The sequence below is a fragment of the Cupriavidus basilensis genome (assembly GCF_000832305.1).
GTDB lineage: Bacteria > Pseudomonadota > Gammaproteobacteria > Burkholderiales > Burkholderiaceae > Cupriavidus > Cupriavidus basilensis_F.
The window spans coordinates 2,997,012-3,017,769 of sequence record NZ_CP010537.1 but is presented as its reverse complement, the minus strand read 5'-3'; the positions used below and the strand labels follow the sequence as shown (position 1 = coordinate 3,017,769).

Below are 20,758 nucleotides of genomic sequence, written 5' to 3'. Positions count from 1 at the left end.
AACCCGTATCGCATACCGCTTCATGGACTTCCTATGCCACTCGCTCTCTATGCCTTGACCGCCGGCGCCTTCGGCATCGGCGTCACAGAATTCATCATCATGGGCCTGCTGCTGGAGGTCGGGGCCGACCTCGGCGTCTCGATCGCGGCGGCGGGCTTGCTGATTTCCGGCTATGCGCTCGGCGTGGTGGCCGGCGCACCGGTCATGACCGTGCTGACCGCCCGCTGGCCGCGCAAGACGGCGCTGCTGGGCCTGATGGTGATCTTCACCATCGGCAACGCGGCCTGCGCGCTGGCGCCGAACTACGCGCTGCTGATGGCCGCGCGGGTGCTCACCGCGCTGGCGCATGGCACGTTCTTTGGCGTGGGCTCGGTGGTTGCCACCGGGCTGGTGGCGCCGCACAAGCGCGCCTCGGCCATTGCCGTGATGTTCACCGGGCTGACGGTGGCGAGTGTGCTCGGCGTGCCCTTCGGTACCTGGCTCGGCCAGGCCTACGGCTGGCGCGCCAGCTTCTGGGCGGTGGCCGCCGTTGGCTTGCTGGCGGTGCTGGTGATCGCCCTGGCCGTGCCGGGCGAGCGCGCGGCACCGCCAGCGCCCGACCTGCGCCGCGACCTGCGTGCGCTCATGCGCCGGCCGGTACTGCTGGGGCTGCTGACCACGGTGCTGGGCTATGCCGGCGTGTTTGCGGTGTTCACGTATATCGCGCCGATCCTGACGCAGATCACCGGCTTTGCCGACAGCGCCGTCTCGCCCATCCTGCTGGTCTTCGGCGTGGGCCTGGTGGCCGGCAACCTGCTTGGCGGCAAGCTGGCGGACCGCCATCTGCAGGCCACCGTGCTTGGCAGCATGCTGGCGCTGGCCGTGGTGCTCGGGCTGATGAGTTTTGTCCTGCACAGCAAGGTGCTGTCCGTGATCTTCATCGGCCTGCTGGGCGTGGCCGCCTTCGCAACCGTGGCGCCGCTGCAGATGTGGGTGCTGGAGCGTGCCAGCGGTGCAGGGCAGAGCCTGGCGTCGAGCTTCAATATCGCAGCCTTCAACCTGGGCAATGCCATTGGGGCGTGGCTGGGCGGGGTGGTCATCACGCGCGGGCCGGGGCTTGGCGCCGTGACCTGGGTGGCGGCACTGGTGCCGGTCGCGGCGGTGGCCGTGGCGCTGCTGGCCATCCGGCTTGATCGTGGGATGCCGGCGGATGGTGGCGTCAACCTGGCCTCGCCGCCGTTGCATTGATTCCGGCGCATTGCGTTGCGGTCGCGCGGAGGGTCGCTTATGCTGGCGGCTATCCTGCCACGGGCCGCCGGCCATTCATTCGATGCAAACCGCTCTGATCGTGATTGACGTACAACGTGGCCTGTTCGACGACGCGCCACGGCCGGGCGATGCCGATGCCGTGCTCGGCCGCATCAACGGCCTCGCGGCACGGGCGCGGGCAGCCGGCGTGCCGGTGGTGTTCGTGCAGCACGAGCAGGCTGGCAGCGCGCTGTCGTTCGGCTCGCCTGGCTGGGAGTTGGAGCGCACGCTGGTCGCCGCGCCCGACGACCACCGCGTGCGCAAGACCACGCCCGACTCCTTCCTGCATACCGAGCTCGCCGCGCTGCTGGACCGCCTGCGGGCGAAGCACCTGGTCATCTGCGGCTATGCCACCGAGTTCTGCGTGGACACCACCGTGCGCCGCGCCGCCGGGCTTGGCTACTCGATCACGCTCGCCGCCGACGCGCACACCACGCACGACAAGCCGCACGCCAGCGCCGAACTGATCCGGCGCCACCACAACGCCACGCTGCCGGCCATCACCAGCTTCGGCCGCCCGATCCGGGCGCTGGCGTCGGAAGTCATCGGGTTTGGCGGCGGCGCGGCGGGCGGCTAGGGCAGGAGAAGGCCGCATCGTCAAAGCAAAATCAACCCAGGACAACCTCCCCACCATGATCACCTGCTACCTGCGCTATATCGTCGACCCCAACAAGCTCAAGGAATTCGAGCACTACGGCAAGCTGTGGATTCCGCTGGTCGAGAAATTCGGCGGCCAGCACCATGGTTACTTCCTGCCGTCGGAAGGCGCCAACAACGTGGCGCTGGCCTTGTTCTCCTTCCCCAGCCTTGCGCTGTACGAGGTGTATCGCAACCAGTCCTTCGACGATCCGGAGTGCCAGGCGGCGTTCCGCTATGCGCAGGAAACGCAATGCATCGTCAGCTACGAGCGTAGTTTCTTCCGGCCGGTGTTCGAGTAGGGCGAGTAGGGCGAGTAGGGCGGAGCAAACCAACGCATTGCGTGCGCCGTCGCGCTGTGCGGCTTCACCGCACCGTCACCGGCCCGTCACCGCACCATCGCCTGCCCGATCAACTGCCCCAGCAGCTTCACCCCTTCCTCGATCCGCTCTTCCGCAATGGCCGTATAGCCCATGCGAAAGTGCGGCGACGGCGCATCGGTAGAAAAGAACACATCCCCCGGCTCGATGATGACGCCGTGCGTGAGCGCGATCGCGGCCAGCTTGCGGGCGTCGAGCCCAGGCGGGCCTTCCACCCAGAACGATGACGCGCCGGGCGAGTTGCGCGCGCGCGCCTGCGGCAGGTGGCGCGCCAGCATGTCGCGCAGGATCTCGGCGCGGCGCTGGAAGATGGGCGCCACGCGCCGCAGCAGCGCGTCGTGGTGGCCCAGCGAGATGAACAGCGCCGTGGCGCGCTGGTTGTTGGCGGGCGGATGGCGCAGCATGAAGCGGCGCAGCGCGCGCGCCTGGCGGATCACGGCGGCGGGCGCGACGATGTAGCCGAGGCGGATGCCGGGCACGAAGGATTTGGACAGGCTGCCCACGTAGATCACGCGGCCATCGCGGTCCAGGCTTTTCAGCGCGGGGATGGGCTGGGTCAGCGCCGGGTTCTCGGTGTCGTAGTCGTCCTCGATCAGCACCACGTCGTGGCGGCGGGCTTCGCGCAGCAGCGTCTCGCGCCGCTCCAGCGGCATGGTGACCGTGGTGGGGCACTGGTAGCTGGGCGTGATGAAGGCGTAGTCGCACTGGGCCAGCGCGTCGTCGGGGCACAGGCCGGACTCGTCCACCGCCAGCGGCACCACCTCGCGCGCGCGCATGCCGAAGATGTGGCGCGCATCGTTATAGCCCGGCTCTTCCAGCCCGACCCGCGTGCCTTGCATCAGCAGGTCGGCCAGCAGGTAGAGCGCATTTTGCGCGCCCATGGTGACCATGATCTCGTCGGGGTTGGCCCACACGCCCCGGCGCGGCAGGATGTGCTTTTGCAACTGCTCGATCAGCAGTGGATCGTCGCGGTCGATCAGGTCCGACGCCCAGCCCCGGATCTCCAGCACGGCCAGCGCCATGCGCGAGCATTCGCGCCAGTCGGCGGTGGGAAACAGCGCGGGGTCGAACTGGCCGTAGATGAAGGGGTAGGGATAGTTTTGCCACTCGCTGGGCTTGACGATCGCACGTTTGCCGGTCATGTCCGGCAGCCGCGCATCCCAGTCCGGGCCGCCTTCGCCAGCGTCCTCGGGGCTGGCCGCGCCCGTGGCCGGGGCCGGCGCTGAGCCGGGCCGGGCGGCGCTGGGCAACTGTTCCACCACGAAGTAGCCACGCCGTGGCCTGGTCTCCAGGAAGCGCTCCTCGACCAGTTGCTGGAAAGCCAGGATCACCGTGTTGCGGGCGATGCCCAGCGTGGCCGCCAGCTCGCGGCTGGACGGCAGGGCGCTGCCTTCCGGCAACTGCCGGGCGAGAATGGCCGACACCAGCTGCTGGCGCAACTGCGCCTGCAGGCTGACGCCGGAATCGGAGGAAAGCTGCAGCAGCCGGTTCCAGAAAGTGTTTGCCTTGCCTACGCTTGCCATGCCGCTCCCGTTGCTGTGGCCGGTGCCGTGGGCGCCGTTGTGGCGGTGCGCCGGGCCGTTGTCGTGTGCGGCAGATTATGGGCGAAGCCGCGCGCCGGGGAAATGCGGGTTGCCCGCAGTCCGGCGCCACGGCTTCTCAGCGGCCGAGGATCCACCCCGCCAGGCTTTGCAGGTCTTCCTTGGTGAGCGCGGCATAGGCTGGCATTGGCACTTGCCCCCACTTGCCCGCGCCGCCCGCGCGGATGTTCTGCGCCACCAGCGCAGCGGCGCCCGGCTGGTTCGCGTACTTTGCCGCGACCTCCTTGAACGCGGGCCCCACCACCTTCTTGTCGACGGCGTGGCAGGCGGTGCAGCCATTGGCCGCGAGCAGGGCCTGGGGATCATGGCTGCCGGCGACCACGGCAGGGGCGGCCGGCGCTGGCGCGCTGCCTTGCGCCGCGCTCGCCGCAGCGTAGGCCGTGCGTTCCGCGCCATAGGTCTTGGTCAGGTAGTCGACCATGGCGGGGATGTCTTCATCCGCGAACGGCGCGCCGAAGGGCTTCTTCATTTTCTTGACCGTCGCCTCCCAGTAGCCGCGCGGCGACGATGGCGGTTGCGTCAGCACGTACTGCGCGGAGTGGCAGGTCATGCAGTTCTGCTGCACCAGGCGAAAGCCGGGGAGGTCGCTCGGCGTGTAGCGCGCGGTCTCCGGCGGCAGCGTGATTTCCAGTGCCTGCGCGGCGCTCGTCATGCCGGCAGCGTACAGGGCAAGGGCAACGATCCCGCCGTGGCGGCGCAAGGGCTTGGCGTATTGCATCACGGCCTCCTTCATGCTGCCACCACGCGCGTGGTTTCCACCACGTTGCGCATGTAGCCGGCGGGGTTCCACAGCGCGGTGAGCGGCTGGCTCTGGCCGATGCGGTTGCTGGCGCGCACCTTCAGTTCGTATTCGCCCTTCCTTGGCGGCGTAAACGCCGCCGTCCATTCGCGAAAGGAGTAGCGGCCCAGGTCCTTGCCCAGTTGCGCCGCGCGCCAGGTGCGCCCGCCGTCCGTCGACAGGGCCACCTCGTCAACGCCATGGCCGCCGTCGAAGGCGATGCCACGCAGCACGGTCTGGCGTCCGGCCGGCACCCTGCCGCCATCGGCCACGCTGGTGATGAAAGAGCGCACGTTGAAGCGGTTGATCGGCACGGTGTGCGCGGGGGCCGTGCCGGGCGCCACGCAGGCGCAGGGATTGTCGGGGATGCGATAGGCCGCGTTCATCCAGAACCCGTCGAACGGCTTGTCCAGCACCTGGATATCGGCCAGGTGCTTGACCCAGTAGGTGCCGTAGTAACCCGGCACGATCAGGCGCAGCGGATAGCCGTTGAGCATGGGCAGGTCCGCGCCGTTCATGGCCCAGGCGAGCATGACCTCGCCGTCGAGCGCGTGGTCGATGGCCAGTGCCTTGACGAAGTCCGGGCCGCCTTGCAGCGGCGGGTGGTCGATGCCGTCAAAGCTCACCTGCATGGCGCCGGCTTGCACGCCGGCCTTGTCCAGCAGCGCTTTCAGGGGCACGCCGGTCCAGCGCGCATTGCCCATGGCGCCGTTGCCGAGTTGCCCGCCGTTGGCGCGCGGCGAGAAAAAGCCCCGGCTGTTGCCCGAGCACTGGTTGACCGCCACCAGGTCCACCGGGGTGGCCAGGCGCTTGATCTCGTCAAGAGAGAGTTCCAGCGGGGCGTTGACCTTGCCGCCTACGCGCAGCCGGTAGGTTTGCGGATCGATGCTGGTGGGGATGCCGCTCCAGTGGTAACGCACGAAGAAGGCATCGTTGGGCGTGATCGGGCCCTCGTTGAACACGCCAAACGGGGTTTCCAGCTGTGGCGGCCGGCTGGTCAGCAGGATCAGCGGGCGCTTCTGGGGGAAGGCCACCAGTTCGCGCTCGCCGTTCTCGAACGGCAACTCGATGCGCGCATCGGCGGCGGTGGCCGCCAGCGCTTGCAGCGCCGGGTGGGTCAGCGCGGCGCCGGCGCCCAGCGCGCCGAGCGAGCGCAGCGCGCCGCGGCGGCCTGGCTGCGGGGGTACGGATTGATGGCCTCGGCCCATGCCTGGCTCCTCGTCTTTGGTGGGGATGGCGGTTCTCAGGGGACCGCGCTCTTATTCGGCTTCAACCTTCAACCTTCAACCTTCAACCTTCAACCTTCAACCTTCGAACTTCAACCTTCCAGGTTCAGATCACTTCATCCTTCATGTGATACCAGCGGTACAGGAACCACTGCCCGAAGCGGCGGAACGGCGCGAACGCCTGCGCTTCCACCATCTCGCGCACATTCGGGAACGGCAGCGCCGAGCGGAAGATCGGCAGTTCCGGCCCCGCGCTCTTGCCCGCGATCAGCGCCGCCATGCGCTTGCCCGCCTGCGCGGAATACATCACGCCGTTACCACCGTAACCCATCGCGTAGTAGATGGTCTGGGCCGGGTCCGGCTGGAAGATGCGCGGCATCATGTCATGGCTCACATCGACCCAGCCCCACCAAGAATAGTCGATCTGGATGCCTTCGAGCGCAGGGAACTTGCGGTGCAGGTCGGCAATGAGCTTGTCCTTGTACTTATGCTGCGGCGCATCGTTGCCGGTGATGGCGCTGCGGCTGCCGATCTGCAGGCGGCCATCCGGCATCAGGCGGTAGTAGTGCCGCAGGATGCGGGTATCGGTGATGACCTGCGTCGTGCGGAAATTGCACGCCTCGCGCTCCGTGGGCGTCAGCACGCGCGTGACGATGGAGTTCGACAGGATCGGGAACAGCCGGTTCTTGAGCTGCGCGTGCAGGCTCGGCGAGGTATAGCCGCCGGTGGCCACGCCCACCGCGCGGGCGCGCACGATGCCGCCAGGCGTCTTGAGGTAATGCACGCCGCCGCGCGTCTCCCAGCTCAGTACCGGGCTGGAGGGATGCACCTTGGCGCCCAGCGCGCGCGCGCGGCGCAGGTAGCCGAAGGCCAGCTTGCCGGCATGGATGCCGATGCCTTCGGGCTCATGCATGGCGCCAGCGGCTTCCTTGTCGTCGACGTACTCGCGCTTGACGGTGTCGGCGTCCAGGATGCGCGCGTCGTACTTGAACACGTCGCGCAGCACCTTGGCTTCCTTTTCCAGCGCGGGCATGACCTTGGCGCGGTGGGCGATGTAGAGGTGGCCACCGGGCTGCGGTTCGCAGTCGATGTCCTTGATCAGCCCCTTGAAGGTCTCCATCCCGTCGCACACTTCTTCATGCAGCCGCAGCGCGGTGTCCAGGCCGTAGCGCTGGATCCACTGCGAGCGCTTGAGCCGGCCCGAGGCGCATTGCGCCTGGCCGCCGTTGCGCGTGCTGCAACCCCAGCTCACGCGGTTGGCCTCCAGCACGGTCGCCTTGATGCCGTGCTCCTGCGCGAGGAAGATCGCGCAGGTCAGCCCGGTGAAGCCGGAGCCGATGATGGCCACGTCCACGTCGATATCGTGGGTGATCGGGCCATCGTCGGGCGGCGGCTCGCCGGCCGTGCCGATCCAGTAGGTGGGAGCGTACTCGCGGCCCTGGCCGGGCGTGGGTGCGACCAGCGGATCGTAGGCCGGGTCGTACGGCTTCGAAGGCGCGGTGGCGTGGCCTTCGGGCAGGATCAGTCTTGCGGCGGTGGCGTCCATGTTTGTCATCCTCAAATGCCCTCTGGCGGGGCTGGAATCAGTTGGCGGCGCCGGAGCTGGCTGCGGCAACGGGCGGGCGATCCTTGCGGTACGCGTTCTTCACCGCGATCTTGCCGTCGCGGAAGGTGAACACATCCACCATGCGCGCCTCGATGCGCGTGCCGTCCGCCTTGGTGCCGCGGAAGGTGGATTCGCTGACGCCGCGCTCGCCGGCGACGAAATGCTCGCCGTCAAGCCACGCCGCGTCGGGGAACGCCTGCCAGGCCAGCTGGAAGCCCTCGCGCACGGCGGCGCGGCCTTCGAAGCTGCGGCCGAACAGCTCGCTGCCGGCCACGGCGTGGAACACGCAGTCCTCGGCCATGAAGCCCATCAGCGCTTCGATGTCGTGGCGGTTCCACGCGTCGCTGAAGGCTTGCAGGGTGGCTGCGGTTACCTGGGGGTTTGCCATTCGAGTCTCCTTGATGTCCTTGATGTTCTTGATGGTGCCGGTGATCCGGGCGCCGGACCTGTGCGGTGTATGACTGCAGCATAGAGAGGTGAAGCGCAATGCTGTAGGGCCAGATCCGATGAATCGTTTGGGCCAGTGCGCCCCCGGAATGCCGCGCATCAGGTACACGGCCGGGCAGGCGCGGGCGGGCCGGCGCGGAGGATGGCCGCGCCGGCCTGCAAGGCGTTGGGAGGCAGGGAGCGCCGCGATGGCACGCATCGCGGCAAGCCGGTTCAGGCGCTGGGCGTGTCAGTCAGCCCGCCGCACCTCGCCCAGCGGCGCGGCGGCGGCGTGCTTTCGGAGCTGCTGGCGCACGGCGTACGCCACCACCAGGATGCCAAGGCTGGCCACGCCGAGCAGCAGCGGGGTGCGCTGGTCGGGGATAAAGGCCATGGCCACCACGATCCCGACCATGCCAGCGATGGCGACCCAGGTCAGGTAGGGGAAGGCCCACATCCGCACCTTGAGCCGGTGCGGCGCCTCGCGCTCCAGGCGGGCGCGCAGGCGCAGCTGCGAGATGGCGATCAGGATGTAGACAAAGATGGCGACGGTGCCATAGGAGTTGACCAGGAAGGCAAAGACCTTGTCCGGCGATACGTAGGACATCACCACCGCGCCGTAGCCGAACAGCGTGGCGAACAGGATGGCCCTGACCGGCACGCCGTTGCGGCTCAGCCTGGCCAGCGCCTTGGGCGCGTCGCCGCGCTTGGTCAGCGCGAACAGCATGCGCGACGAGGCGTACAGCCCGGAGTTCAGCGCCGACAGCACGGCGGTGAGCACGACGGCATTCATGATCTGCGCCGCTGCCGGGATGCGCATGGCATTGAGCGCGCTGACATACGGCGTGGCGATGCCGGCGGAGTTCCACGGCACCAGGCACACCACCAGCAGCACCGAGCCCACATAGAAGACCAGCACGCGGGTGATGACCGAGCTGGTGGCCCTGGCCACCGCCTTTTGCGGCTCGGCGGTTTCCGCCGCGGCGATGGTCACGATCTCGGCGCCGAAGTAGAACCCCGTCGCCGCGACCGCGCCTGTCAACACCGGCATGATCCCGTTAGGCGCAAAGCCGCCATGCACGGTGAGGTGCGCCACGCTGGCGGTTGCGCCCGGCCACATGCCGAGCACGAACAGCCCGGCCAGGAACAGGAACACCACAATGGCCGCCACCTTGATCGAGGCGAACCAGAACTCGAACTCGCCAAAGGATTTCACCGAGATCAGGTTGGTGAGCGTGAGCATCACCAGCAGTACCAGGCTGATGCTCCACGCGGGAACGCCCGGGAGCCAGAACTGCACCAGGCTGGCCCCTGCCACGGCCTCCAGCGCGACCACGATCACCCAGAAATACCAGTACATCCAGCCGGTCAGGAACCCGGCCAGCTCGCCCATGGCCGGGCGGTCGCTCCAGGCTTCGCGGGCGTATTCGTAGAAGGAGCCCACGGTGGGCAGCGCGCACGCCATTTCGCCCAGCATGCGCATGACGAGCACCACCAGCAAGCCGGTGATGAGAAAGGAAATGACAGCCGCCGGGCCGGCAGACTTGATGACGACGCCACTGCCGACGAAAAGGCCCGCGCCAATGACGCCGCCCAGCGCGATCATGGTCATGTGGCGCTGTTTCAGCCCGTGCTTCAGGCCGCTGGATTGCTGCTGCTGCTGATGGTGAATCACTTTGCTTGTCTCCTGCTCTGCCCAGGGGTCGCGCGCCACGGCTTATATAGTAGTTCGTAGGTCGGCGAATGGCTCGCCGCCAGGGGCCGTGGCCGCGCTCGATGACACCCGAGCGGGTTGCGGCAGGCGGCGCGTATCGCATGCGCCGCCTGCCGCCGGGTCCGGATCATCGCCTGCCCGGCATGTCCGGGCAAGGGATGGTCACGCGCGTGTCTGCTGTCTGCTCACTGGCTCAGACGTAGTCCTTGTACTTGTCGAGCATGCGCACGGGCTTGGCCAGCGCATCGCGGCGGAACGGGTCGCCGAGCTCACGGGTGCACATGATCTCGATGATGGTGGTCTTGCCGTGGTTCATCTGCAGGTCGATGGCGCGCTTGAGCGCCGGGCCGACGTCTTCGAGCTTGTCGACCACGATGCCCTCGGCGCCCATGGCGCGGGCGATCTCGGCGAAGCTCTGGTTGTCCAGCTCGCCGGCGACGAAGCGGCGGTTGTAGAAGTCGACCTGGTTCTTCTTCTCCGCGCCCCACTGGCGGTTGTGGAACACCACGGCCGTCACCGGGATGTTGTGGCGCACGGCGGTCATGGTCTCCATCAGGCTCATGCCCCAGGCGCCGTCGCCGGCGTAGGACACGGCCGGGCGGTGGGGTGCGGCCACCTTGGCGCCCATGATGGTGGGGAAGGCATAGCCGCAGTTGCCCCAGCTCATGGCGGCAAAGAAGCTGCGCGGCTTGTTGAAGCGCAGGTAGCTGTTGGCCACCGAGTTGATGTTGCCGATATCGGTGGACACCATCACGTCATCGGGCATGGCCTTTTCCAGCTCGCGCAGGACCTGGCGCGGATGCAGGTAGTGTCCGCCGGTGGGCGTGCGCTCGTGCTTTTGCTCCTCGATCATGTCCAGGCTGTAGGGGTCGCGCTCGTGGGTCCACTCGTCGAGTTCCTTCTCCCAGGCGGCCTTCTCGGCGGCGATCTGTCCGGCGCGGTCTTCGCGGGAGGCGTCGCAGGCCAGCGTGCGGCCGGCCAGGCGCTCGGTGAGCGCCACGGCAGCGGCCTTGGCATCGCCGCAGATGCCCACCGAGATCTTCTTCACCAGGCCGAGCATCTTGTGGTCGGCATCGATCTGGATGATCTTGGCGTGCTTGGGCCAGTAGTCCATGCCGTGCTGGGGCAGGGTGCCGAAGGGTCCGAGGCGCGAGCCGAGGGCGATGACGACATCGGCGCGGGCGAGCAGCTTCATGGCCGCCTTGGAGCCCTGGTAGCCGAGCGGGCCGCACCACAGCGGATGGCTGGCGGGGAAGGAGTCGTTGTGCAGGTAGCTGTTGACCACCGGGGCGCCGAGGCGCTCGGCCAGCGCCTGGCATTGCTCAATCGCATCGGCCATGACCACGCCGCCGCCGGAGATGATGACGGGGAACCTGGCCTTGGCGATCAGCTCGGCGGCTTCGTTCAGGCGCTGGTCGCCGCCGGGGCCGCGGTCCAGGCGCTGGGGCTGGGGGATCTCGGCCTTGATCTGTCCGTAGAAGTAGTCGCGGGGGATATTGAGCTGGGTTGGTCCCATCTCGGCCATGGCGCGGTCGAAGCAGCGGCCGGTGTACTCGGCCATGCGCGCGGGGTGGGTGACGTGGCCCTGGTACTTGGTGAACTCCTGGAACATGGGCAACTGCTTGGCTTCCTGGAATCCGCCCAGGCCAATGCCCATGGTGCCGGCCTCCGGGGTGACGATGACCACCGGGCTATGCGCCCAGTAAGCGGCGGCGATGGCGGTGACGCAGTTGCTGATGCCGGGGCCGTTCTGTCCGATGACGACGCCGTGGCGGCCCGAGACGCGGGCATAGCCGTCGGCCATGTGGCCGGCGCCTTGTTCGTGCACGACGGGGATCAGGCGGATGCCGGCGGGGGCGAAGATGTCCATGGCGTCCATGAAGGCCGAGCCCATGATGCCGAACATGTCGGTGACGCCGTTGGCGGCCAGGGTCTCGACAAAGGCTTCCGACGGGGTCATCTCCTGCGGGCCGGTGGTGGCGGGCAGCGCGGTGGTCTTGATGGCTTCAGGCAGGTGTTCACTCATGGTGCGTCTCCGGTATGTTTATTAAAACGGAACTAAGAGTCCCGAAAAGTGTTGTTGCCAAAAATGTATGGCACATGGAGACGAAGGTCAATAGGTGAAATCAATAAACGAGATGATTTGTATCTAAAAACGAAACTGCTCTATCATGGCTGAAAGGGCGCGCCCAAAGGAGACCGACGTGATGGATATCGTGACTGGCAAGCCGGACAAGATGGTTGCGGCACGCACCCTGTTTGGCATCGACTCCGGCCTGATGGTGCCGGCATTCAGCGAGCGCGACGACCACGTGCCGGAGATCGACGAGGCTTACCGCTTCAACCCCGAAGTGACGCTGGCGATACTGGCCGGTTTCACGCGGGACCGCCGGGTGATGGTGCAGGGCCTGCACGGCACCGGCAAGTCCACCCATATCGAGCAGGTGGCGGCACGCCTGAACTGGCCTTGCGTGCGTGTGAACCTGGACGGCCATATCAGCCGGCTAGACCTGGTCGGCAAGGACGCCATCGTGGTGCGCGACGGCCGCCAGGTCACCGAGTTCCAGGAAGGCATCGTGCCGTGGGCGCTGCAGCGCCCGGTGGCGCTGATCTTCGACGAGTACGATGCGGGCCGCCCCGATGTGATGTTCGTGATCCAGCGCATGCTGGAGCGCGACGGCAAGTTCACGCTGCTGGACCAGAACCGCGTGATCCATCCGCATCCGGCGTTCCGCATGTTCGCCACCGCCAATACCGTGGGGCTTGGCAACCTGAACGGCCTGTACCACGGCACCCAGATGCTGAACCACGCGCAGATGGACCGCTGGAACGTGGTCGCCACGCTCAACTACCTGCCGCGCGCGCAAGAGGCCGGCATCGTGCTGGCCCGCGTGCCGGAGCTGGCGGACGACGCCGGCCGCGCGCTGATCGCATCGATGGTGAGCGTGGCCGAGCTCACGCGCAAGGGCTTTGCCACGGGGGACCTGTCCACGCTGATGTCGCCGCGCACGGTGATCAGCTGGGCGGAAAACTGCCAGATCTTCCGCGATCCGGCGCTGGCGTTCCGGCTGAGCTTTCTCAATAAATGCGACGACGCCGAACGCCCGATCGTGGGCGAGTATTTCCAGCGCTGTTTTGGCCGGGAAGTGGAAGCCGCACAAGGCGACGCGGCGCAACCGTGCTGATGCCGCCGCCCCGGCAGGCGGCCCGCCGCGGCCAGCAGCGCGAGGCCCTGTGCGCGGCGGTGGTGCGCGCGCTCACGGGCGAGCGCGCGCTGCATTATCGTGACGGCCGCCTGTGCCGCGACCTGCGGCCGCTGCCGCTGCATGCGCCGCATTTGCGCACCGACCCGCAGGTGGACGACTTTGCCTGCCTGCGCGGCGCGGCGGATGGGGCGGCACTACGGCTCGCGCATTCGGACGCGGATCTGCACAAGCAGTTGTGCCCGGCGGATCCGGTGGAACGGCTGGTGTTCGAGCTGCTGGAGCAACTGCGCTGCGAGTCGCAACTGCCAGCCGGCATGCCGGGCGTCGCGCAGAACCTGCGCCACCGCTTCGCGGCCTGGTCCCGCGGCTTCCATCGCAGCGGCCTGGCCGAGAGCCACCTTGGCATCCTGCTGTACACCGTGGCGCAGATCGCGTGGTCGCGCCTGTCGGGCTGGCCGGTGCTGGAAGACACCGAAGACCTGATCGAAGCCACGCGCGCGGCCATCGTGCCGGTGCTCGGCGTGCCGCTGGCGGGCCTGCGCCGGCACCGCGCGGAGCAGGGCGCGTTTGCCATCCATGCCCTCGAACTGGCACGGCTGGTGGGCGAGATGCTGCGCGCCACCCGCACGCACGGGACGCAAGCCGATGAGCAAGAGGCCGAAGACAACGAAGCCGTGCGCGTGGCGTTCTCACTGGCGCTCGGGTGCGAGGACGACGAGCTCGACGCCATGGCCATGGCGGCCACCGGCAACAGCCGCGTGCTGCACGCGTGCGGCCACGGCTACCGCGCCTACACCACGCGCTACGACCGGGAAATCGCCCCCGGCACGCTGGTGCGCAAGGATCTGCTGGCGGCGTACCGCGAACGCCTCGACCAGCGCATCGCCGAACAAGGCATCAACGTGGCAAGGCTGGCGCGCGCGCTGACGGCATCGCTCGCCGTGCCGCAGCGCGATGGCTGGTCCTTCGGCGAGGAAGACGGCCGCATCGACGGCCGGCGCCTCGCGCAACTGGTCACCTCGCCGGCCGAGCGCCGTCTGTTCCGGCAAGAGCGGCACCAGCTGCAGGCGGACTGCGCGGTGAGCTTTTTGATCGATTGCTCGGGCTCGATGAAAGCGCATATCGAGCCGGTGGCCATGATGGTCGACATTCTCACGCGCGCGCTCGACCAGGCCGGCGTGGCCAGCGAGGTGCTGGGCTTTACCACCGGCGCGTGGAATGGCGGCCGCGCCCGGCTCGACTGGCTGGCCCGCGGCCGGCCCGCGCATCCCGGGCGGCTGAATGAAGCCTGTCACATGGTGTTCAAGGACGCGGCCACGAGCTGGCGGCGTGCCCGCGCCAACATCGCCGCGCTGTTCAAGGCCGACCTGTTCCGCGAAGGCGTGGACGGGGAGGCAGTCGACTGGGCGTGCGCGCGGCTGCTCGCGCGCGCCGAGACCCGCCGCATCCTGATCGTGGTATCCGACGGCAGCCCGATGGACAGCGCCACGGGGCAAGCCAACGATGTGTTCTACCTGGACAACCACCTCAAGGAAGTGGTGGCGCGCCACGAGACGCTGCGCGACGTGGAGGTGCTGGGACTTGGCGTGGGGCTGGACCTCAGCCCATACTACCGCCGTTGCCTGGCGCTGGACTTGTCGGTGCCGATGGACATGCCGGTGTTCGGGGAGATCGTGCGGTGGATCGGGGGGCGGCGGTGAGGGGCTCTCTCACCGCTCTCACCGCTCTCACCACGATCACCGTCGCTGGGCCAGCATCTTCATTACGTATGAGAATATGCATGCGCTCCCGCCGCGTTTCCCTCCCGGGCGGTTACGGGCAGGCCATCTTCGTAGTGCCGGCGCCGGCCTCATGGCAGGCTGTTTATGCTTACCAAGAAGAGGTACCCCCACGTACCCTAAGCCGCTTGCCTTCAAAGTGCGCAACGAGAAAGTCGAGGAACGCCCGGACCTTGGCCGACATGTTCAGCCGCTCCGGAAAGACGGCAAATATGTCGGCTGGTGGTAGGGCATAGTCTTCGAGCAGCAAGACCAGGCGGCCACTTCGGAGGTACTTGGCAAGGTCCCATTCCGCGCGTTGCAAGATCCCTTGCCCGGCCAAGCCCCACGTCAGCGTCACTTCGCCGTCATTGCTGCTCAGGGCGCCACGTACCTTTACCGTTTCCGTCTTCTTCCCCTTGGCGAAGCGCCAGATGCCATAGGCAGAGTCGTTCTGGCGTAGCACGATGCATTGATGTTGCGTCAGATCGTGCGGCGTGACCGGCGTGCCGTGGGCTTTCAGATACGAGGGCGCGGCGCAGACCAAACGCCGGTTGTCGGCGATCTTCCGCGCCATCAGGCGTGTGTCCGGGATCTCGCCGAACCGGATCCCTATGTCAAATCCCTCATCGCCCAGGTTCAGTGGCCTGTCCGTCAGATGGAGTTGCACCTCCATCTGTGGATATCGTTTGGCGAAATCGGATATGGCGGGCGCAATGTAGGTTCGCCCGAACCCCAGGGGGGCGTTGACCCTCAGTGTTCCTCGCGGCGCCACATGGCTGCTGGAGATCAACTGATCGAGATCCTCGATCTCCGCGAGCAGGCGCCGGGCGTGCTCGAGGTAGACCTCCCCTTCGGCGGTCAGGCCGATGCGCCGCGTTGTCCGGTTCAGCAACCGCACCCCAAGCCGCTTCTCCATTTGAGCTAGCCGTTTACTGATGGCCGCGGGGGTGACGTCTTGCTCACGCGCTGCGGCCGAGAGGCTGCCCGCCTTGGCCAGGCCGGCGAAGAAAGCAAGTTCCGAAGGCTGTCCCATCTTCAACCTCAAGTTAATATTAGTTTGAAATGGAGTTCATCTTACTCCCTCGGTTTTCAACGATAGTTTGGTCACAGAAGGACGCCGGCATACCTGGCGGTGGAAAGCGGCCTTCGGTTTGTGGAAAACAATGAGAGGAGCAACGCGATGCGTGAATACAAGATTGCAGCCATCCCTGGCGATGGCATTGGCCCGGAAGTGATCTCTGCTGGTCTGCAAGTGCTGGAGACCCTGGCGGGGCAAGATGGCGGCTTCAAGCTGGGCGTCGAACATTTCCCGTGGAGCTCCGACTACTATCTGGAGAAAGGCTACTACATCCCCGAAGGTGGGCTGGAACGCCTGAAGCAGTTCGACGCCATCTTCTTTGGCGCAGTGGGCGCCCTGAACGTGCCCGATCACGTGTCGCTGTGGGGCCTGCGCCTACCGATTGCCCAGGGCTTCGACCAGTACGCCAACGTACGCCCCGCACGCGTGCTGCCAGGGGTGAAGAGCCCGCTGGCCAATGGCAAGGACATCGACTGGGTCATCATCCGCGAGAACTCGGAAGGCGAGTATGCCGGCAACGGCGGTCGTACCCACCGTGGCCTGCCTATCGAGACCGGCACGGAAACCGCTGTCTTCACACGCGCCGGTGTCGAGCGGATCCACCGCTTCGCCTTCGAGATCGCGCAGAAGCGCCCCCGCAAACACCTCACCCTGGTGACCAAGTCGAACGCGCAACGCTTCGGCATGGTGATGTGGGACGAGATCTTCTACGAAGTCGCCAAGGACTATCCGGACGTCAAGGTTGACCGCGAACTGGTTGACGCCGTGACGACGCGCATGGTGTTGAAGCCCCATACGCTGGACGTGGTGGTGGCGACCAACCTGCACGCCGACATCCTGTCCGACCTGGCTGCGGCGCTGTCCGGCAGCCTCGGCATCGCACCGACCGCCAACCTGAACCCGGAACGCCTGTTCCCGTCGATGTTCGAACCGATCCACGGCTCCGCCTTCGATATCACGGGCAAGGGCGTGGCCAATCCCATCGCCACCTTCTGGACCGCGGCGATGATGCTCGAGCATCTGGGCGAGAAGCCCGCGGCGGAGCGCCTGATGGCAGCCATCGAGCAGATCACCGCCAACGGTGTCTTCACCCCGGATCTGGGTGGCCATGCGACCACCGCGTCTGTCACCGAAGCCATCTGCAAGGTGTTGGCCGATCAGGTCAAGAAGGCGGCCTGAAGCAGGAAAAGAAGCGCGGCTTGCCGCGCCGCGGCAAACCGCTGGCGGGTTAGCACCGGCACAGGTGCCCCGCACCGTGCCGGCCCTGCAATGGGCCGGCCAATCAAGAATGCCATCAGGAGACAGGCATGCAATCCGTTATCCGGGCTGCGGTGGCTGCGTTCGCCCTCGCTCTCGCTCTGGGCGCCGGCACCGCTTTTGCCCAGGCATATCCCACCAAGCCCATTCGCCTCATTGTCCCGTTTCCCCCCGGGGGCACCACCGACGTCCTTGCCCGCACCGTGGGACAAAAGCTCGCGCAGGCGCTGGGCCAGCCCGTCATCATCGAAAACCGGCCGGGCGCTGGTGCCACCATCGGCGCGGACGCCGCGGCAAAGTCTGCGCCAGATGGCTACACGCTGCTCATGGGGGCGGTGCATCACACCATCGCACCGAACGTCTACAAAAAGCTCTCCTACGACGTCCAAAAGGATCTGACGCCGGTGTCCGTGGTTGCCATCGTGCCGAACGTGCTCGTCGTCAGCCCAAGCTTCCCGGCCAGGAGCGTGCAGGAGTTGGTCGCTTATGCCAAGGCCAACCCGGGAAAGCTGACCTACGCGTCCAATGGCAACGGCACGGCCCATCACCTTATCGGCGAGCAATTCAAGGTACAGACCGGCACCCACATCGTCCACGTTCCCTACAAGGGGAGCGCCCCGGCTATCACCGACCTGATGGGCGGCCAGGTGTCGATGATGTTTGACACCGCGTCATCCGCGCTGCCTTACATCAAGGCAGGCAAGCTCAAGCCGCTGGCGGTCGCCACGGCCAGGCGTTCTTCCGCACTGCCGGACGTGCCTACCCTTGCCGAGTCCGGCCTGCCGGGTTTTGACATCGCCTCCTGGTTCGGCATCCTTGCCCCTGCGGGAACACCGCCTGAGATTGTGAACCGGCTTGGCACGGAAATCACCAAGGCCCTGGCACTCCCCGATGTGAAAAGGCAATTCGCTGCCATCGGCGCGGAACCGGTCGGCAATACCCCTGCCCAGATGACGGCCCAGATCAAGGACGAAGTCACCCGCTTCGGCAAGCTCGTCAAAGAAGCGCACGTAAGCATGGACTGACCAAGCGGCATGGCCGTCGCGAAGACGTCGGCCGCATTCAGTTGATGAAGGCAAGACAGGCAGCGCTGCAAGTGCGTCGCCGTAGGAGACATCATGAAAAGACGACTCATAAGCTCACTGTATGTCCAGGTGCTCATTGCCGTGGCGGCGGGCATCCTGCTGGGCATCTTCATGCCCCATATCGGCAGCGCGCTCAAACCACTTGGGGATATCTTCATCCGCCTCATCAAGATGGTGTTTGCACCCATCATCTTCGCGACGGTCGTGCTCGGCATCGCCAAGATGGAAAGCATGAAAGACCTTGGCAGGGTAGGCTGGCGTGCCTTGCTGTACTTCGAAGTGCTGTCGACGTTTGCGCTGCTGCTCGGTGTCATCGTGGTCAATGTGGTACAGCCCGGCCATGGCATGAACGTCGACCCGGCGACGCTCGACACGAAGAGCATTGCCGCCTATACGGCACAGGTAAAGCATGAAGGCATCATGGACTTCCTGCTCAACCTTGTGCCGATGAGCATTATGGATGCGCTCGCCAAGAACGACATCCTGCAGATCCTTGTGTTCTCGGTATTCATGGGCGTGGCCCTGGCCCATCTGGGAGAGCGCGGCAAGCCGTTCGTCGCCGCCCTGGATTCGTTCGCCAATGCCATGTTCGCGATCGTCGGCATGATCATGCGCGTCGCGCCGGTTGCCGCGTTCGGCGCCATGTCATTCACGGTGGGCAAGTATGGCTTTGGCTCCATTGCATCGCTTGGCAAGCTGGTCGCCACCATGTATGGGACCTGCGCGCTGTTCGTGCTGATTGTGTTGGGTGCGATTTGCCGCATCTGCGGATTTGGCCTGTTCAACTTCCTGAAATACATCAAAGACGAAATCCTGACCGTGCTGGGAACGAGCTCGTCGGAATCCGTCATTCCGCAGTTGATGCGCAAGCTGGAGAACGTCGGCGTGTCGAAGCCCGTCGTCGGGCTGGTGGTGCCGGCGGGCCTTACCTTCAACCCCGATGGCCAGTGCATCTACTACACCATGGCAGCGATCTTTATCGCACAGGCAACCAACACGCCATTGACCCTCACCGACCAGTTCGTCGTGCTCGGTGTGCTGCTGCTGACTTCGAAGGGTTCCGCGGGCATCACCGGCTCGGGCTTCATCACCCTGGCGGCGACGCTCGCGTCGCTGGGGAAGATTCCGGTGGCGGGCATGGTTCTCCTGCTTGGGGTGGACCGCTTCATGTCGGAGGCGCGCGCCATCACCAACACCATCGGCAACGCGGTTGCGACCATGGCGATTGCCAAGTGGGTCGGCGCACTCGACGAGGACCGCGTCCAACGCGTCCTCAATGGCGAAGTCGACCCCGAGGACCTGGAGCAACTCTACGAAGGTGTCGCGCCGGAACCAATCCCCCTGGTGCCGTTGCCGCCGAACTATGCCGCCGACGCTCGCAAGAGCGCTTGACACCAGAACGGAAACAGGTAGCGCATCGTGAAACACTTCACCGTTGAAAACCCCCGGGCATTCCTGGCGTCGCTTTTCAGGGCTGCCGTATCCGCAGCGGACCCGCAGGACTGCCTGGCGTGCGCATTGCCCGAGCCGCCTGTCGGCCGCACCATCGTCGTCGGGGCCGGCAAGGCCGCTGCCAGCATGGCCCGGGCGCTGGAACAGGCTTGGCCGGGCCCGCTCGCTGGCCTGGTTGTGACGCGGTACGGCCACGCCGCGCCGACCTCGCGCATCGAAGTCGTCGAAGCCGGGCACCCGGTACCCGACGCGGCTGGCCAGCGTGCCGCGGTTCGCATGCTGGACATGGTTTCGGGGCTGTGCCCGGACGATCTGGTCATCTGCCTGATATCCGGCGGCGGATCCTCGCTGCTTAGCCTTGCGCTGGCCGGCATGAGCCTGGAGGAAAAACGTGCCGTCAACCAGGCGCTGCTGGCCAGCGGCGCGACCATCTCGGAGATGAACTGTGTGCGACGGCATCTCTCCAGCATTAAAGGCGGAAGGCTTGCCGCTGCGTGCCATCCGGCTCGCGTCGTTACGCTGTTGATTTCAGACGTACCCGGCGACGACCCGGTCAATATCGCATCCGGGCCGACGGTATGCGACGCGACGACGTGCCAGGACGCGCTGGATATCGTCCGGCGCTACGGGATCCTGCTCCCGGCCAGCGCAGAGCGTCTGCTGGCGTCCGGCAGCGGGGAGTCAGTCAAGCCTGGTGACGAACGGCTCGCGCGCAGCGAGGTGCGCATGATCGCGACGCCTGCCATCTCCCTTGCCGCCGCCGCGCAGGCAGCGGCCGCCGCGGGCATCCAGCCCTATGTACTGGGCGACCGCATCGAAGGCGAGGCCGCCGACGTCGGCAAGGTGATGGCTGGCATCGCCTTCCAGGCCGCGCAGGGAACGGAGCCATTCCAGCTTCCGTGTGTGCTCCTGTCAGGGGGCGAGACCACCGTCACAGTCAAAGGCGACGGCCGCGGCGGGCGCAACGTGGAATTCCTGCTTTCCCTGGCCATTGCGCTGGACGGCCACCCGAATGTCTTTGCGCTGGCCGCCGACACGGATGGCGTGGACGGCATCGAAGAGATCGCGGGCGCATACGCCGACCCCACGACACTCGCGCGAGGCTGGCAAAGGGAGATGGTGCCGCATGCCTTTCTCGCCAACAACGACGGGCACACCTACTTCGAGGCGCTTGGCGACTCCATCGTCACGGGCCCCACGCTTACCAATGTCAACGACTTCCGTGCCTTGCTGATTACCAGCCCGGCCGGGAAAGGATGCTAGATC

Annotated in this window: 17 protein-coding genes; 9 read left to right on the top strand and 8 right to left on the bottom strand. The window is 66.5% G+C overall.

Annotation, left to right across the window (positions count from 1 at the left end):
• Positions 1–33 precede the first annotated feature (33 nt).
• The 3 genes from RR42_RS33820 (at position 34) to RR42_RS33810 (ending at position 2,225) form a co-directional block, all read left to right on the top strand.
• Complete coding sequence (locus tag RR42_RS33820) at positions 34–1,227, top strand: MFS transporter (protein WP_043356403.1); 1,194 nt, start codon at positions 34–36, stop codon at positions 1,225–1,227.
• Positions 1,228–1,309: 82 nt separating this feature from the next.
• A complete protein-coding gene (locus RR42_RS33815; RefSeq protein WP_043356401.1) occupies positions 1,310–1,864 on the top strand; it encodes a cysteine hydrolase family protein in 555 nt (184 codons plus the stop codon).
• Between the two features lie 55 nt (positions 1,865–1,919).
• Complete coding sequence (locus tag RR42_RS33810) at positions 1,920–2,225, top strand: NIPSNAP family protein (RefSeq protein WP_043356399.1); 306 nt, start codon at positions 1,920–1,922, stop codon at positions 2,223–2,225.
• A gap of 86 nt (positions 2,226–2,311) precedes the next feature.
• Here RR42_RS33810 and RR42_RS33805 read toward each other — a convergent pair whose 3' ends face one another.
• The 7 genes from RR42_RS33805 to xsc form a co-directional block, all read right to left on the bottom strand.
• Complete coding sequence (locus tag RR42_RS33805; RefSeq protein ID WP_043356397.1) at positions 2,312–3,826, bottom strand: PLP-dependent aminotransferase family protein; 1,515 nt, start codon at positions 3,824–3,826, stop codon at positions 2,312–2,314.
• A 136-nt stretch (positions 3,827–3,962) separates the two neighbouring features.
• Positions 3,963–4,622: a c-type cytochrome gene (locus tag RR42_RS33800; protein ID WP_082055324.1), complete on the bottom strand. Its 660-nt coding sequence runs from the start codon at positions 4,620–4,622 to the stop codon at positions 3,963–3,965.
• An 11-nt stretch (positions 4,623–4,633) separates the two neighbouring features.
• Positions 4,634–5,890 carry a molybdopterin-dependent oxidoreductase gene (locus tag RR42_RS33795; RefSeq protein ID WP_043356392.1) on the bottom strand — a complete coding sequence of 419 codons (1,257 nt, stop codon included), beginning with the start codon at positions 5,888–5,890 and terminating at the stop codon, positions 4,634–4,636.
• Positions 5,891–6,014: 124 nt separating this feature from the next.
• The gene (locus tag RR42_RS33790) at positions 6,015–7,454 is read right to left on the bottom strand and encodes an NAD(P)/FAD-dependent oxidoreductase (RefSeq protein WP_043356390.1); all 1,440 of its coding nucleotides are present in this window, start codon (positions 7,452–7,454) and stop codon (positions 6,015–6,017) included.
• A 37-nt stretch (positions 7,455–7,491) separates the two neighbouring features.
• On the bottom strand, positions 7,492–7,902 hold the full coding sequence (locus RR42_RS33785) for a nuclear transport factor 2 family protein (protein WP_043356388.1): 411 nt from the start codon (positions 7,900–7,902) through the stop codon (positions 7,492–7,494).
• 288 nt (positions 7,903–8,190) lie between these two features.
• On the bottom strand, positions 8,191–9,615 hold the full coding sequence (locus RR42_RS33780; RefSeq protein WP_043356387.1) for an amino acid permease: 1,425 nt from the start codon (positions 9,613–9,615) through the stop codon (positions 8,191–8,193).
• A 232-nt stretch (positions 9,616–9,847) separates the two neighbouring features.
• Positions 9,848–11,680, bottom strand: coding sequence for a sulfoacetaldehyde acetyltransferase (gene xsc, locus RR42_RS33775; RefSeq protein ID WP_043356386.1), 1,833 nt, complete (start codon positions 11,678–11,680; stop codon positions 9,848–9,850).
• A gap of 181 nt (positions 11,681–11,861) precedes the next feature.
• Between xsc and RR42_RS33770 the strand changes: the two genes are divergently transcribed.
• Both RR42_RS33770 and RR42_RS33765 read left to right on the top strand, forming a co-directional pair.
• Positions 11,862–12,839: an AAA family ATPase gene (locus RR42_RS33770; protein WP_043356383.1), complete on the top strand. Its 978-nt coding sequence runs from the start codon at positions 11,862–11,864 to the stop codon at positions 12,837–12,839.
• A complete protein-coding gene (locus RR42_RS33765; protein ID WP_043356381.1) occupies positions 12,839–14,560 on the top strand; it encodes a cobaltochelatase CobT-related protein in 1,722 nt (573 codons plus the stop codon). Before RR42_RS33770 ends, RR42_RS33765 begins: the two co-directional genes overlap by 1 nt.
• A 169-nt stretch (positions 14,561–14,729) precedes the next feature.
• On the opposite strand, the gene RR42_RS33760 is transcribed toward RR42_RS33765, so the two are convergent.
• Positions 14,730–15,653, bottom strand: coding sequence for a LysR substrate-binding domain-containing protein (locus RR42_RS33760; protein WP_052495152.1), 924 nt, complete (start codon positions 15,651–15,653; stop codon positions 14,730–14,732).
• Positions 15,654–15,800: 147 nt separating this feature from the next.
• On the opposite strand from RR42_RS33760, the gene RR42_RS33755 reads away from it, so the two are divergent.
• The 4 genes from RR42_RS33755 to RR42_RS33740 all read left to right on the top strand — a co-directional run bounded on the left by RR42_RS33755 (position 15,801) and on the right by RR42_RS33740 (position 20,755).
• Positions 15,801–16,877 carry a tartrate dehydrogenase gene (locus RR42_RS33755; protein ID WP_043356380.1) on the top strand — a complete coding sequence of 359 codons (1,077 nt, stop codon included), beginning with the start codon at positions 15,801–15,803 and terminating at the stop codon, positions 16,875–16,877.
• 128 nt (positions 16,878–17,005) lie between these two features.
• Positions 17,006–17,980 (top strand): tripartite tricarboxylate transporter substrate binding protein, encoded by a 975-nt coding sequence (locus tag RR42_RS33750; protein ID WP_043356379.1) that lies wholly within the window; start codon positions 17,006–17,008, stop codon positions 17,978–17,980.
• Positions 17,981–18,073: 93 nt separating this feature from the next.
• Positions 18,074–19,432: a dicarboxylate/amino acid:cation symporter gene (locus tag RR42_RS33745; RefSeq protein ID WP_043356378.1), complete on the top strand. Its 1,359-nt coding sequence runs from the start codon at positions 18,074–18,076 to the stop codon at positions 19,430–19,432.
• 27 nt (positions 19,433–19,459) lie between these two features.
• Positions 19,460–20,755: a glycerate kinase type-2 family protein gene (locus RR42_RS33740; protein WP_043356376.1), complete on the top strand. Its 1,296-nt coding sequence runs from the start codon at positions 19,460–19,462 to the stop codon at positions 20,753–20,755.
• The last annotated feature ends 3 nt before the right edge of the window (positions 20,756–20,758 follow it).